Origin of the sequence: Moraxella sp. CTOTU47915 (genome assembly GCF_031986685.1) — a bacterium.
GTDB classification, from domain to species: domain Bacteria; phylum Pseudomonadota; class Gammaproteobacteria; order Pseudomonadales; family Moraxellaceae; genus Faucicola; species Faucicola tetraodonis.
Genome location: NZ_DAMAAE010000003.1, coordinates 109780 through 123756 on the forward strand (window position 1 = coordinate 109780; position 13977 = coordinate 123756).

Annotated in this window: 13 protein-coding genes; 10 read left to right on the forward strand and 3 right to left on the reverse strand. The window is 45.1% G+C overall.

The annotated features are described in order from the left end of the window. The first annotated feature begins 39 nt into the window (after positions 1 to 39). Together mltG and tmk are read left to right on the forward strand one after the other, a co-directional pair. Positions 40 to 1356 (forward strand): endolytic transglycosylase MltG, encoded by a 1317-nt coding sequence (mltG, locus tag RTL34_RS03810; protein ID WP_312114708.1) that lies wholly within the window; start codon positions 40 to 42, stop codon positions 1354 to 1356. Positions 1357 to 1368: 12 nt separating this feature from the next. Next, positions 1369 to 2010, forward strand: coding sequence for a dTMP kinase (gene tmk / locus RTL34_RS03815; RefSeq protein ID WP_312114710.1), 642 nt, complete (start codon positions 1369 to 1371; stop codon positions 2008 to 2010). 96 nt (positions 2011 to 2106) lie between these two features. Here tmk and nadB read toward each other — a convergent pair whose 3' ends face one another. After that, on the reverse strand, positions 2107 to 3804 hold the full coding sequence (gene nadB, locus RTL34_RS03820) for an L-aspartate oxidase (protein WP_267284284.1): 1698 nt from the start codon (positions 3802 to 3804) through the stop codon (positions 2107 to 2109). Between the two features lie 519 nt (positions 3805 to 4323). Between nadB and RTL34_RS03825 the strand changes: the two genes are divergently transcribed. From RTL34_RS03825 to RTL34_RS03845, 5 genes are all read left to right on the forward strand, one after another. After that, complete coding sequence (locus tag RTL34_RS03825; RefSeq protein ID WP_157796996.1) at positions 4324 to 5472, forward strand: metallophosphoesterase; 1149 nt, start codon at positions 4324 to 4326, stop codon at positions 5470 to 5472. 225 nt (positions 5473 to 5697) lie between these two features. Continuing rightward, positions 5698 to 6591, forward strand: a complete 894-nt coding sequence (dapA, locus tag RTL34_RS03830) for a 4-hydroxy-tetrahydrodipicolinate synthase (RefSeq protein ID WP_007116156.1) — start codon at positions 5698 to 5700, stop codon at positions 6589 to 6591. Next, on the forward strand, positions 6588 to 6887 hold the full coding sequence (locus RTL34_RS03835) for a hypothetical protein (protein ID WP_007116155.1): 300 nt from the start codon (positions 6588 to 6590) through the stop codon (positions 6885 to 6887). The genes dapA and RTL34_RS03835 overlap by 4 nt, the downstream gene beginning before the upstream one ends. Positions 6888 to 7021: 134 nt before the next feature. Beyond that, on the forward strand, positions 7022 to 7750 hold the full coding sequence (gene purC / locus RTL34_RS03840; protein WP_076774876.1) for a phosphoribosylaminoimidazolesuccinocarboxamide synthase: 729 nt from the start codon (positions 7022 to 7024) through the stop codon (positions 7748 to 7750). A gap of 189 nt (positions 7751 to 7939) precedes the next feature. After that, positions 7940 to 9016 (forward strand): FUSC family protein, encoded by a 1077-nt coding sequence (locus RTL34_RS03845; protein WP_158071777.1) that lies wholly within the window; start codon positions 7940 to 7942, stop codon positions 9014 to 9016. 99 nt (positions 9017 to 9115) lie between these two features. On the opposite strand, the gene serB is transcribed toward RTL34_RS03845, so the two are convergent. Beyond that, complete coding sequence (gene serB / locus RTL34_RS03850) at positions 9116 to 10117, reverse strand: phosphoserine phosphatase SerB (RefSeq protein ID WP_312114718.1); 1002 nt, start codon at positions 10115 to 10117, stop codon at positions 9116 to 9118. 81 nt (positions 10118 to 10198) lie between these two features. Here serB and RTL34_RS03855 point away from each other — a divergent pair, with 81 nt between their 5' ends. The 3 genes from RTL34_RS03855 to RTL34_RS03865 all read left to right on the forward strand — a co-directional run bounded on the left by RTL34_RS03855 (position 10199) and on the right by RTL34_RS03865 (position 12545). Further along, on the forward strand, positions 10199 to 11578 hold the full coding sequence (locus tag RTL34_RS03855; protein ID WP_312114720.1) for a hypothetical protein: 1380 nt from the start codon (positions 10199 to 10201) through the stop codon (positions 11576 to 11578). A 109-nt stretch (positions 11579 to 11687) separates the two neighbouring features. Next, the gene (locus RTL34_RS03860) at positions 11688 to 11924 is read left to right on the forward strand and encodes a PA3496 family putative envelope integrity protein (RefSeq protein ID WP_007116151.1); all 237 of its coding nucleotides are present in this window, start codon (positions 11688 to 11690) and stop codon (positions 11922 to 11924) included. Between the two features lie 81 nt (positions 11925 to 12005). After that, positions 12006 to 12545 (forward strand): YecA/YgfB family protein, encoded by a 540-nt coding sequence (locus tag RTL34_RS03865; protein ID WP_312114722.1) that lies wholly within the window; start codon positions 12006 to 12008, stop codon positions 12543 to 12545. Between the two features lie 54 nt (positions 12546 to 12599). On the opposite strand, the gene argG is transcribed toward RTL34_RS03865, so the two are convergent. Next, on the reverse strand, positions 12600 to 13964 hold the full coding sequence (gene argG / locus RTL34_RS03870) for an argininosuccinate synthase (protein ID WP_312114724.1): 1365 nt from the start codon (positions 13962 to 13964) through the stop codon (positions 12600 to 12602). Positions 13965 to 13977: the final 13 nt, after the last annotated feature.

Genomic DNA, 13977 nt, shown 5'->3' on the forward strand with positions numbered 1-13977 from the left:
GTTAAATTCTCGCTTATTGAGTCAATATAAGCCTTCTCTATGAACGACCAATCTGATAATAATATGTCTAGTAACTCAGACGGTTCTGAGCATCATCCTACTCAGCACAGTGACGCCCCTCACGCCGCGGATATTCCAGATTCTCAATTGCAGGACAATCATAGCAAAGATAAGGGTATCGATGACAAGGATATCAATGATAAGGATGACGAAGACCCGCATAGCAAAAACGTCAATATTAATGATGCTTGTCTGATTAATCGTTCAACGCGAGAATTCAATGACCACATCACCGGTAGAAACAAAAAAAATAAATACCGTCTACTGGGGCTAGTGGGGTTTATTGTATTGGTGCTAGGCTGGTTGTTATTTGCTTGGTACAACACCCTATATGGCACTATCACCCAGCCTAAGCAGATGGTGACTATTAATAAAGGTCAAACCTACTATGCGCTGGTAGACGACTGGGATAAAAAGAAAAAGCTGTTCGTCGCGCCACTGGCCAAACTATATATCAAAATGACGGTGGATAAACCGCTCCATTCAGGGGTCTATCAACTGCCTGAAAATCCAAGTTTTGCCAATTATTTAGCCATGCTACAACAAGGTGAAAAAGTCGCTTTTATCAAAGTGCAAATCATTGAAGGCAAAACAGCCAAAGATTTATATCAACATTTGATGGACAATAAAGGGATTAAAAACGAAGTTATCCAGGGCAGCAAAGTTGACGTTGAGAAACTTGGGCTCAATATCCCTGCTGACTATCACCCGAATGGCAACCTTGAAGGTTGGTTCTCACCGGATACCTATTACTTTAATGAAGGCAGTAGTGACAAAAAAGTGCTAACGGATTTATTTACCCGTCAACACACGGCGCTGATGGAAAATTGGAACAATCGACAAGCCAATTTGCCGTACAAGACACCGTATGAAGCGCTAATTATGGCATCAATTATTGAAAAAGAAACCAGTGTCGAAAGTGAGCGTGGTGAAGTCGCAGGCGTGTTCGTCAATCGTCTAAAGAGAAATATGCGCCTACAAACCGACCCTACCGTGATTTATGGCATGGGCGATCGTTACGATGGCAATATTCGCAAATCTGACCTTGAAGAAAAAACCGCTTACAACACCTACCAAATTGACGGCTTACCACCAACACCGATTGCCTTACCAAGTACTGCATCGATTAAAGCGGCACTTAACCCAAATCAAACCGATTCGCTGTATTTTGTGGCAACGGGCAATGGCGGTCATAAATTTACCAGTAATTTAGAAGACCATAACCAAGCAGTGCAAGACTATTTGCGGGTGATGCGTGAAAAACGCGCCAGCCAAAACAGCCAATCAGGTCAGTAAAAAACGATACCCATGCAAACAGCTGCGAAAGCCCCTATTAGCGAACAATTTATCTCATTTGAAGGTACCGAAGGGGTGGGTAAGTCCACCTTGATTGCCAATGTCGCAGCGCATTTGACCGCGCAAGGCATCGACTTTATCCAGACCCGTGAACCGGGCGGCAGTCCGTTTGCTGAGCAGTTACGCGCCATGTTACTTGACCCTGCAACCACCATGACAGAGGACAGTGAACTCTTATTGATGTTTGCGGCACGTGCCGATCATGTGGCGCAAGTGATTTTACCAGCGCTCGCTCAGGGTAAATGGGTGCTGTGCGACCGCTTTACCGATTCCACCATTGCCTATCAAGGGTTTGGGCGCAAACAGGGCGATAGGGCAGAACTTAGCAAAATTGAATTACTGATTCAACAGTTTGTGGCAAAAATGCCAGATATGACCATTTGGCTAGATTTACCGGTGACAGAAGGGATGAGCCGTGCCAAAAATCGCGGCAAACTAGACCGCTTTGAGCAAAATCAGCTAGCGTTTTTTGAGCGGGTGCATCAAGGGTTTGCTTATCAAGCACAGCAAGAACCGCAGCGCGTCAAACGCATTGATGCGCAGGGTACACCTGATGAAGTGTTGGCAAAAGTGCTAACACAGCTGGGTATTTAATGTCGTTATTTAGTGTTATTACTTAGTATCATAAAGCTTTTAGAATTATTATAAAAAAAGGGGATGATAAACTTCCCCTTTTTTATTTAACCCATACTATGGCATAGATGGGGTTAAAATCACGTCTGCCGCCACTGGCAAAGTTTGTGGAAAGTCTTTGTTGTAATGCAGTCCACGCGATTCGTGGCGAAGTAGCGCCGAGCGGACAATCAGCTCAGAGACTAGCAGCAAATTACGCAATTCAATCAGATTTTTACTGACCACAAAGTTGGCGTAGTAATCATTGACTTCTTGTTTTAACAACAAAATGCGGTTGAGTGCGCGATGCAGGCGTTTGTCTGAGCGCACAATACCAACGTAGTGCCACATGCTTTGGCGCAGCTCATCCCAGTTTTGTAGCACGATGACTTCTTCGTCAGGGTCGGTCACATCTTGGCTGTCCCAGTCAGGGATAGTAGGAATGGGGGGAACGCGATTTTCTGCAAATGCAGCGGCAATATGCCGCGCTGCACTCATCCCGTACACAAAACATTCTAACAGCGAGTTACTCGCCATGCGATTGGCACCATGCAGACCGGTAAAGGACGTTTCGCCCATGGCATATAGATTAAGCACGTCGGTTTGGGCATTTTCATTGACCATCACCCCACCACACGTGTAGTGAGCGGCGGGTACCACGGGGATTTTATCTTGGGTCATGTCAATGCCCAGCTCTAGTAGCCGCTCATATAACATAGGGAAATGACCTTTAATAAACGCTGGGTCTCTATGAGTAATATCTAACCAAACATGACGTATTCCCAAACGCTTCATCTCAAAATCGATGGTGCGAGCCACGATGTCACGCGGTGCCAGCTCACCCCGTTCATCGAAGCGAAGCATAAAGCGCTCACCTTCTGGATGTTCTTTGGTTGCTGGCAGGCGCAGGTAGGCACCTTCACCGCGCATGGCTTCGGTGATTAAAAACGAACGCGCTTCTGGATGATATAGACAAGTAGGATGGAACTGATTAAATTCCAAATTCGCAACGCGGCAACCTGCGCGCCATGCCATCGCGATACCATCGCCCGTGGCAATATCTGGGTTAGATGTATACAAATACGCTTTTGATGCCCCGCCGCATGCTAAGGCGATAAAGGGCGCGGTAAAGGTAATGACTTGATTGGTGGCCAAATCAAGGGCGTACAGCCCCACGGCACGATTGGGCTCGCTAATCGGACTGTAGTTGTGTTTGCTAAGTTTGTTGGTGGTGATGACATCAATGGCAGCGACATACTCAAACAGTTTGACATTCGGACATTGTTTGACACGTTTGACTAACGTGGTAGAAATGGCCACCCCAGTGGCATCTGCCGCATGGATGATACGACGTTTGGTATGACCACCTTCACGGGTCAGGTGCAAGGTTTCGTTCTCATCCAAGGTAAACTTGACACCTTGTTTGAGCAAAAACTCCACCGCTTCTCGGCTATGCTCTACCGTAAAACGTACCGCATCTTCATGGCAAAGACCTGCCCCTGCAATCAAGGTATCATCGACATGCTCATCAACCGAGTCATCATCCGATAGTACTGCTGCCACGCCGCCTTGGGCATAAAAAGTGCTGGCTTCGGTGAGCTTGTCTTTTGCCAAAACCGCAATCGATAGATGGCTTGGCAAGGATAAAGCTAACGATAAACCTGCACCGCCACTGCCAACAATTACCACATCAAACGCGTGGCGATGGTTAGCCTGTGCTTGCGGCTGGAGAGTTTCTTTGATAGGGGAGTTTGACACATTAACGCTTGCTGTCATAACGCTGACGTCCTTCAAATTAATGAGTTAAAGAGCCAAAAAATCTAAGCAAGCGCTGAGCAAATTGGGTCACCGTGCTACATTTAAAAGGCTGTGTTTAAAAGGCTATTTTAAAAGCTATGGTTAAAAGGCTATGGTTAAAAAGCCATGGGAAAATAAGCTATCATATCAGCTTTTATAAATGATGGCGGATTTTTTCTATGGTTTGTTTTTTAAGTAGCTAGCCCATCTAAATAGCCCATGGTTAAGGCTAAACAGGGTACGACGTATGCAAACGCGCTCGTCTTTGTTTTGCCGTCGCTGACAGACAATGGGGGAAAATGCAAAGTCAGGCGTTTTTTAAAGCAATTTAATACAAAAAACTCGCCTAGCTGTTAATCCATTTTTTGCGATATGATGACAGTTTAAATTGTCATATTCATCATTGCCATTTATAATGGGCGCTTTTTTTATACGTATTTGTCATGCAAATTATTGATTATTCAGTAAATTTAGGTAACGCTTGATATGGGTGGTAGCATGATTGGCAGTTGGCTAGGTCATCTTGGAGCGCTCATTGCCGTTTTGGTAATCCTATGGTCGTGCCTAAAAACCGTGCAACTCAAAGCGCGAACAGATAATCTGCAAATCCTGCTGCAACTGGTCAGTTTCTACGCGCGCTATTGGTTTGTTTGGTTGTTGGTGTGGGCAAACGTGCAACTGCTGTATGACAACCAAATTATTTACTGGCTGCTTATCGCGTTATCCTTGTTGTATATCTATATGAGCTGGGTTGAGCCCAATCGGCTGCGCGTTTCGCATTTTTCAATCAATTTGACCGTATCTGCGACCTATCAACCTGCGACCGATATTTCACTGGCTGCGCCATTATCACAATCTATCAAACGACAAGCTGCAAAAATTGCGGTGCTGAGTGATATCCACATTGGTATATTTTCTAACCCCCATCAGTTAGCGCGTTTGGTGAAATGCCTTAACCGCTTAGATGTTGATGCGGTGCTGATTTTGGGTGATTGGTTATATCAAGCGACAACTTTGGATGCCCATCTAAGCCCATTTAAAACGCTGAACAAGCCTTGCTATACCGTCCTTAGCGATGCCGATACCCAGCAGGTTGTCGATGATGCACAAAATAGCGAACCTGCTAGCAATATGCAGTTAATGAATATTTTGCCAACCTTCGGTATTCAATTATTGCCTGAGCAAGGCTTGCGCATTGCCGGGATAAAAATCATAGGCATTCATAATGGCAGTACAATGGATTTACCGCGCGTGATTGAACAGCAGCGCGGCGCGGGGCAGCCATTAGTGATTGCCACCCATGATATCAAGCAGTTAGAAGCCAATCCGCGAACGTTAAGTGACGCCAACAACGATACTTTGGTGATTGCGGGGCAAACCCATGGTGGGCAGGTCAATATACCTATACTGACACCGCTGATGGTGAGAGCATTGACAGGTAATAAACTGGCGGCAGGGTTACGTCAACCCGATATACCCAAACAATCCGACTATCATCCCAAAGCACTCAATGCGGCTAACAAACCCAGCAAACGCTACCAAGTATGGGTGAATACTGGGATTGGCATGACAGGGTTGCCGTTTCGGTTTAACTGCCCGCCCACCATTGATGTGCTAACTATCCAGGTTCAAACGGTTGATGCTTAACCCATACCATTCGCCACTGTAAACCAGCCACTATAAACCAGCTGCTGCCTTATTATCGGGTTGAATGGGGTCTATAACCTGATTTGCTATAGCGGTGGAGAAACTTGCGTTTGCTATCAAAGCGCTTAAACTTCGCCCCAAATATATGCTACACTAGACAAAAATTTTCAAAAAATTGTCGCAGCTGTTACATATTCTACTTAAGGTTTTGTCCAAGGTATTGTTATGACCCCCATTTTAGATAAACTACAAGGCTCTATGGTCGCGTTGATTACACCTATGCATAGCAATGGTGACGTCGATTGGCAATCATTGGCAAATCTCATTGATTGGCAAATCGAGCAAGATACGGACGTACTGGTATCGGTTGGTACGACCGGTGAATCCGCAACCTTATCCATGCAAGAGCATGTGGACGTCATTGAATTTACCATGAAGCAAGTGGGTGGTCGTATTCCCGTCATCGCGGGTACAGGCGCTAACAATACAGTTGAAGCCATTGAATTGACCCAGCACGCCAAACAGGCGGGCGCTGATGCCGCGCTGTTGGTTGTGCCCTACTACAACAAACCGACCCAAGAAGGGCTATACTTACACTATAAAGCCATTGCTGAAGCCGTGGACATTCCCCAAGTGCTATACAACGTACCCGGGCGCACTGTTGTTGATATGCAGCAAGCAACGGTCGAGCGCTTAGCGGATATCGAAAATATCATCGCGATTAAAGATGCGACGGGTGACGTGGCGCGTGGTGCCAAACTGATTGAAGCAGTAAAAGGTCGCATGATTGTATGGTCAGGGGATGATGAAAGCGCGTTAGCACTGATGCGTCATGGGGCAAAAGGCAATATCTCAGTGACCGCCAATGTCGCACCAAAAATCATGAGCCAAATTTTTGGCTTGGCACTCAAAGGTGAGTTTGAACAAGCCGAAGCATTAAACCAAAAAATAGCCCATTTACACCAAGATTTATTTATCGAGTCAAGTCCAATTCCTGCAAAATATGCGTTACACAAAATGGGTCATATTGAGCAAGGTATCCGTTTACCATTAACTTGGCTTACCCCAGAACACCAACAAGTGATGGATGAAGCACTTGCCAAAGCAGGTTTACTATGAAAAAAACACGCAGCACCAACCGCAATCGATTCAACGCCCAGCTAGCCCTAGCGATTATTGCCTCTGCTAGCATTGCTATGACAGGCTGTACTACTTTTAAACGTAAAGTTGGCGACAATTCTTTGGACTATACAAAGACCAAAAAACTTGAACCCATCCAATTACCGGCAGATGCACAAACGCTACCTTTTACGCCAGTTTATGCAGTGCCGCAATCGGGTGAAAATACGTTAAAAATCACAAAAGAAGGCAGTAAGCGTTTTGAGCTACCGCGTCCAATTAGTACCGTAAAATAGAGAGTGGCTGATAGCATCTATGATAGTTGGCAGCTTGTGTTGCTAACCGCGTATCAGCCAATCAATGCAACTGTCATAAATTAGCTACTCTGAGCCAACCTTAGCCAATCTTAAACAGCCATTTGGGAATTACCATGCAAAAACTCGATTTACTTTATAAAGGCAAAGCAAAATCAGTCTTCGAAACTGACAATCCAGATTATCTGATTTTAGAATTTCGTGATGATACCTCTGCGTTCAACGGCGAGCGTATCGAACAGTTAGCGCGTAAAGGCAAAGTCAATAACCGCTTTAATGCCTTTATCATGCAAAAACTCAGCGAAGCAGGCATCGAAACCCATTTTGAACAGCAATTATCGGATGAAGAAGTGCTGGTCAAACGCCTAACAATGATTCCCGTCGAGTGTGTGGTACGTAACTATGCGGCAGGTAGCCTAGTACGTCGCTTAGGATTGCAAGAAGGTCAAGCGTTGACACCACCTACCTTTGAATTATTCTATAAAGATGACGGTCTGGGCGACCCAATGGTAAATGATTCATTAGCGGTATCACTCGGCTGGGCAACGCAAGCTCAACTGGATGAAATGAAAGCCTTAACCTTTAAAGTCAATGACGTGTTATCAAAAGTGTTTGATGACGGTGGTTTGATGTTGGTGGATTTCAAACTAGAATTTGGGGTATTCAAAGACCGTATCGTACTGGGCGATGAGTTCTCACCCGATGGTTGCCGCGTCTGGGACAAACAAACCAAGAAAAAACTGGATAAAGACCGTTTCCGTCAAAGCCTAGGTGATGTGGTCGAAGGTTATGAAGAAGTTGCCCAGCGTATTGGCGTGTCTTTGGTTGATGAGTCAGGTCGATAAATCGGATTCATTCATCAAGCTAGCTAATCGCTACAGCGAATCTAATTAAGTCCAATTAAATTTGGATGAAATGTAAAATAGATAAACATCTAAAACTGGGGCTTGCTCCAGTTTTGTATTTTTAGCAGGTTATTTAAGTTTAAGTTTAAATTTTTATCCCTCAGTATGATTAACAAAAGAGTCTTTCATTTGGACAACCCTATCACTCATCAATATATCAAGCACCCGCTCACCACCTTGACCCAATTCAATCGCAATCCTAGACCTTGGCATATGCCGTTGTTTGTGGCATTTGCGATTAGTTTTCCAGTGATGATAGGCGCGTATCTGAGTGATTTGCGCATGGGGCTACTCGCGTCACTCGGTGCGATGGTGATTTTAAACTTACCCTATACTGGGTCGTTATTGTCTCGCATGACCACGGTATTGGCGTGTAGTTTTGGGATGGTCGCGTGTTTTGCCGTTGGCTTGGTCGCCCACAACGTGCCCATTCTGACGATTCCCTTGATGTTTTTTGTGACCTTTTGGTGTACGCTGTTTAGCCGTTATTATAAGTTACCACCGCCTGCTGGGCTGTTTATCATCATGGCTTCAGCGATTGCGCTGTTTATGCCTGCACCCGTGTCACAAATCCCACAGCTGATTGGCGTGGTGGTATTGGGCACGTTGTTTGCGGGGATGGTGGCATGTTTTTATGCGTTACTGCTGATTTATAACAAGCCTGTCTTACCGGTAAACACATCGATGCCCGTGCGGGAGATTTTGGGTGATACGCTCATTGTATCGGCGTTTATCGCTTTATCATTGCTGCTCGCGCTGTGGCTAGAGATGCCCAAACCATATTGGGTGCCGATGAGCTGCTATGTCATCATGCAAGGGATGAATTTTCAAAGCATGTGGGGCAAGCAGATACATCGGATTGTGGGTACGGCGATTGGTATGCTGCTAGCTTGGCTATTGCTATCGGTGCATTTGAGCGATATGGGTGTGGCGCTAGGCATTTTTGGCATGATGTTTTGTATTGAAACTTTTGTGGTACGCCATTATGGGGTGGCGGTTATTTTTATCACCCCACTGACCATCTTTTTGGCAGAGTACAGCGCGGTGCAGCCTACCGCAATCAGTGAGATTATCGTCACGCGGTTTTGGGATACCGTGCTCGGCTGTCTCATGGGTGTGCTAGGCGGTATTGTCATTTTATCACCGATAGTGAGGCAAAAATTACAAGTCATCGTCGATAAAGTCGTGGCGAAATTGCCAATTTAGCTTTTTTATCCAAAAAAACAAAAAAGCCACTCGATAGTCTGGGTGGCTTTTTTATAATCTTTAAAATTCATTTTTAAAAATAATCTTTAAAACTAACCGCTAACATGAATCGCTCAATCCCAAGACAGTCATCACCCCATCGAGTCCTGCGACGGTTACCGCATAATCTGCTTGGTCACGCACAATCGGTTTGGCGCGATAGGCAATACCGATATCAGCTAGCCCTAGCATTGGCAAGTCATTAGCGCCATCGCCGACAGCAACAGTCTCTGACAGCTTAATGCTTAAACGCTGTGCCACGGCTTGCAAAATTTCGGCTTTACGCTTGCCATCTACAATCGCTGAGGTGATTTCACCTGTCACTAGATTATCGACGATATCTAGGTCATTGGCATAACTCTCATCCATTCCTAAGCTGTTTTTTACGTATTCGGCAAAATAGTTAAAGCCGCCTGAGACCAATACCACATAGTAACCATGATTTTTTAGTGCGCTAATCAAGCGTTTTGCCCCTGGGCTAAAAGTAATGTGATTGGCAATAATATCTTCGAGCACCTCACTTGATAACCCTTTAAGTAAAGCCACACGGCGAGTAAAGCTTTGGGCAAAATCAATTTCCCCACGCATGGCAGATTCGGTGATCGTATCGACTTGCTCACCAATCCCGGCTTTTTTTGCCAATTCCACAATCACTTCTTGCTCAATCAAGGTCGAATCCATATCAAACAACGCCAGTTTATGCGGGCGCACCAATGTCGCAAGGGGCATGACATTGATATCTACGTGATAGAGGTTGTTGGCGGCGATTTGTTTGACCCGTTGGGGTAAGTCGTTGATATCGCTATCTGATTCCAGCGTCACAATCCAGCGAATCGTCGTCACAGGGCTGGTTTGCTCAGCTTGGGCGAGTGTGTCATTGGCTTGCCAATCAAGCTCATTGACTAAGGTGTCTTGATGTAAGAGGCGAATGGCAGGATGAAGGCTTGCAAGGGTTTCGCTGACTTGGCTCAATAGCCCCAATTCAAACTTGGCAGCGCTTAGGGTAATCGCGTAACTATGGGGAAAATGCTGATTAAGTTGATACAAAAAATTCGTCGTCATGGTAGTTTACCCCTTGTATGCCAAAAAAATAAACATGATAATGTAGCATTTAATCGCTCCTAAAGAAAGTTTAATCTACCCATGAATCATCTAGCTCCCCGTCAAGGCAAATTCGCTATTGTGCTACTTATTAGTTTTTGTTTACATTTTTTGATGCTGACTTTTAGTAGTGAAAAATCCCAATACGAGCAGCGTACCCAAAAGGGTGAAAAAATTGTTGAACAGTTAGCCAAAGAAGCCATGGTGGGCATCACGAGCCAAGATAGAATTAGCCTGAGCGTCTTGGCAAACCGCTACCAAGTAGATCAGGAAGTCGCCAAGCTTGTCATCAGTGACCAAAACAACCAGCCGCTGGTGCAAACGGGACAAGCGCAAAACGAAGTGGGGCAGGTGATTGACAAACCCATTATCCAAAACAACCAAGTTCTCGGTCACGCCACCATCATCATGAAAGCGGTGTCCAAAGGCGAGATTGTCAGTAGTCAATGGTTGTTTGTATTAGGGTCAGCAATTTTGCATGGGTTTTTATGGTTGATTTATGGCTATATGGCGCGCCCAACGCAGGAACAGCTTGCGCAATTGGGTGAAAAAGTCCAGCAGCATATCGCGCTTGCGCGTGGCGGTTTAGCACCCCCCAACCCTGCATTGACAGCGGGTGGTGAATTGCAGTTAGACGAAGACACCTTGTACAATATAGGGGATAGCAACGCCACCGCGCAACCTGCCGCCACTGGCAAAACCATCAATGATTTTTTAAATCGAGAAAAATCAAAATCTGCTAAAGACATTCACCAAACCCAGCCTACAGCCACTGAAGCGACTGACAATCTGGCTCAAGAAAATATAGTAGACAGCCAAAAACAGCCTGAAATTGAATTACAAATTCATTTTTATGACCAGTATCATCTGCTAAAACGGGTGGCACCTGAAGTTGCAAAACCGTATTTTCAATTATGTAATCAGCTATTGATGCGCGCATCAAACAGTTTGTTTAATTCCTCAAACAATGTGTTAAATCGCTATATCAAAGACGTGTATATCAAAGACAACTCGCATTTTAATGCCAATGGCGCAGTCATTCATCTAGCAGGTAAAGCCGAGCAATTGCCACTGGCAGCGGTGCTGTTGTCAAAATTGTTGATTATCCTCAACCAAGTGGTATACGAAAAACACCGTGAGCTATCGCGTTTTGCCTTGCCATTAACCATCGGTACCAGTATCAGTCATCAATTCGATGACGTACAAAAACTGATGGCAAACCACGCCAAAGAAGATGGTTTATTGCTCCTGTATCCGCTGGATTTACTTAAAACGTTAGATGGTAAAGTGCAGTTTAAAAACCTGCAACATCCGACCACTATCACAGAGCGTGAGATGGTTTGGTACAACGGTTTATCAGAATCCTTGATGACCGAACTCATTGCCAAACGCGATGATATTTTGACCGCCACAGAAAAATAAACGAATCATGGCTATTTTTTCTTTCGCCACTTGACTTGACCGACAAAACCCATTATAAGGCTTTATGAAATTGCAAATTTATCGAATCGACCAGCGAAAGGAGCAATAAATGGCTGATCCAGATATTGATGATAGCTTTGAAGATGACAATTTTGATGATGACGATGACGCGCGACTCGTGGATGACGACGCATCGGGTCGAAGTCGGGCAAGTAGTCTTGAAAAACGTCGTTTGATTGACAATTTATTGGAAGAAAAGCGTCTAGAGCGCTCACTCAAAGACAGCTTTGATGACGATCTTGATGACTTAGACGATGACGACGATTTTGATGATGATGAGTTGTAAGTCAAGCAAAAGGTTAATACAGTCGGTATTAACCTTTCTTTTTTCAATCCGCTTTTTTGATAGAATACTAGGATAACTACCATGGATTTTGATGATTTAATCGATTTTTTAGACAGTGATGACAACGAATTTGGGCTATCGAGCATCGCCACACACGGCTTTTTAACTGCCTCTATTGTCGGCAAACCTTTAGACAATTGGCAAACCTATCTTTTTGAAGGGCATGAAAAACAAGTCAAGCCAGAGGTGTTATCAGCCATTGAACAGTGGCGTGATGAGCTGCAAGCCATGCTGCAAGATGAGCGTGAAATTGAGCTGCCTTTTGATGTCGAAGAAACTGACTATCTCGATATTGAAAACTCAGAAATCAGCGAATGGTCGGTGGGCTTTGTTGATGCCATGTATGCCAGCGATGACGAAGAAGATGATTGGTTTGATGATGATGACAGCGAAGAAGATGTGGCAATGCTGACGTTACCGATGATTTTGTTTAGTGGCATTGATGAAGACCAACCTGATATGCAAGAGCTACTCAAAGACCCAGAAACCATGAGTCAAATGGCACAAGCCATAGAAAAAAATATCGTTGAGCTGTTCTTACTCTTTCATACCAATGATTAATGGTAGTCACAAAAAAGGGCAATCGCATCGATTGCCCTTTTTTTATTTACCGCATTATTTTTGCTCTAGTTGCGGTACGTCTGAGCCATGGGCATTGGATAACAAACCCGATTGGCTATATAACGCCAATTTAGCCCGGGTATCTGAAATATCTAGATTGCGCATGGTCAGCTGACCGATACGATCCATTGGCGTGAACGCCGCATCTTCAACTTTTTCCATCGATAGGCGTTCTGGTTGGTAGGTCAAGTTGTCAGATTTAGTATTTAAGATGGTATAGTCATTACCGCGGCGTAGCTCGATGGTGACTTCACCCGTGATAGCTTTGGCGACCCAGCGCTGGGCGGTTTCACGAAGCATCAAGGCTTGTGAGTCAAACCAGCGACCTTGGTACAACAAGCGACCTAGGCGTAAACCATTGATACGGTACTGCTCGATGGTGTCTTCGTTGTGAATGCCAGTGACCAAACGCTCATAGGCAATGTGCAACAGCGCCATAGCAGGGGCTTCATAGATACCGCGTGATTTGGCTTCGATGATACGGTTTTCAATTTGGTCACTCATACCAAGACCATGACGACCCCCGATTTCGTTGGCTTTTAAAATCAAATCCACTGGGCTATCAAAGGTTTCGTCATTGATTGCCACAGGCATGCCTTGTTCAAAGCGTACTGTCACTGTTTCTTTGTCGATTTTGACATTTTCATCCCAAAATGCCACACCCATAATCGGCTCAACGATGTGCATGCTGGCATCCAAAAACTCCAAGTCTTTGGCTTCATGCGTCGCGCCTAGCATATTTGAGTCGGTTGAGTAGGCTTTTTCTTTGGACATTTTGTAGTCAAAGCCATTGTCGATTAAGAACTGTGACATCTCGCTACGACCGCCCAATTCATCAATGAAGGTTTGGTCAAGCCACGGTTTATAGATTTTAAGGGCAGGATTGGTGAGTAAACCGTAACGGTAAAAACGCTCAATATCATTGCCTTTATAAGTTGAGCCATCGCCCCAAACGTTGACATCATCTTCTTTCATGGCGGTGACTAGCATGGTGCCTGTGACCGCACGACCCAGTGGCGTGGTGTTAAAGTAGGGCATACCACCGGTGCTGACATGAAACGCACCGCATTGAATTGCAGCAATACCTTCAAGCGCCAATTGCAAACGGCAATCAATCAAACGCGCTTTGACCGCACCGTATTGGTCGGCTTTTTTGGGAATGGCGTTGTAATCTTCTTCGTCAGGTTGACCTAAGTTCGCGGTATAAGCGTATGGCAGCGCGCCTTTTTGCTTCATCCAAAGTAGCGCAGCTGAGGTGTCAAGTCCGCCAGAAAACGCGATACCGACTTTTTGTCCGACGGGGACAGATTGTAAAATGGTGGCGTTATTGGTGGCATCGTTTGTGGTATCGTGGCTCATAACCTTTCCTATC

Coding starts and splice junctions, on each gene's coding strand:
- mltG (WP_312114708.1), top strand. CDS start 40: ATGAACGACCAATCTGATAATAATATGTCTAGTAACTCAGACGGTTCT.
- tmk (WP_312114710.1), top strand. CDS start 1,369: ATGCAAACAGCTGCGAAAGCCCCTATTAGCGAACAATTTATCTCATTT.
- nadB (WP_267284284.1), bottom strand. CDS start 3,804: ATGACAGCAAGCGTTAATGTGTCAAACTCCCCTATCAAAGAAACTCTC.
- RTL34_RS03825 (WP_157796996.1), top strand. CDS start 4,324: ATGATTGGCAGTTGGCTAGGTCATCTTGGAGCGCTCATTGCCGTTTTG.
- dapA (WP_007116156.1), top strand. CDS start 5,698: ATGACCCCCATTTTAGATAAACTACAAGGCTCTATGGTCGCGTTGATT.
- RTL34_RS03835 (WP_007116155.1), top strand. CDS start 6,588: ATGAAAAAAACACGCAGCACCAACCGCAATCGATTCAACGCCCAGCTA.
- purC (WP_076774876.1), top strand. CDS start 7,022: ATGCAAAAACTCGATTTACTTTATAAAGGCAAAGCAAAATCAGTCTTC.
- serB (WP_312114718.1), bottom strand. CDS start 10,117: ATGACGACGAATTTTTTGTATCAACTTAATCAGCATTTTCCCCATAGT.
- RTL34_RS03855 (WP_312114720.1), top strand. CDS start 10,199: ATGAATCATCTAGCTCCCCGTCAAGGCAAATTCGCTATTGTGCTACTT.
- RTL34_RS03860 (WP_007116151.1), top strand. CDS start 11,688: ATGGCTGATCCAGATATTGATGATAGCTTTGAAGATGACAATTTTGAT.
- RTL34_RS03865 (WP_312114722.1), top strand. CDS start 12,006: ATGGATTTTGATGATTTAATCGATTTTTTAGACAGTGATGACAACGAA.
- argG (WP_312114724.1), bottom strand. CDS start 13,964: ATGAGCCACGATACCACAAACGATGCCACCAATAACGCCACCATTTTA.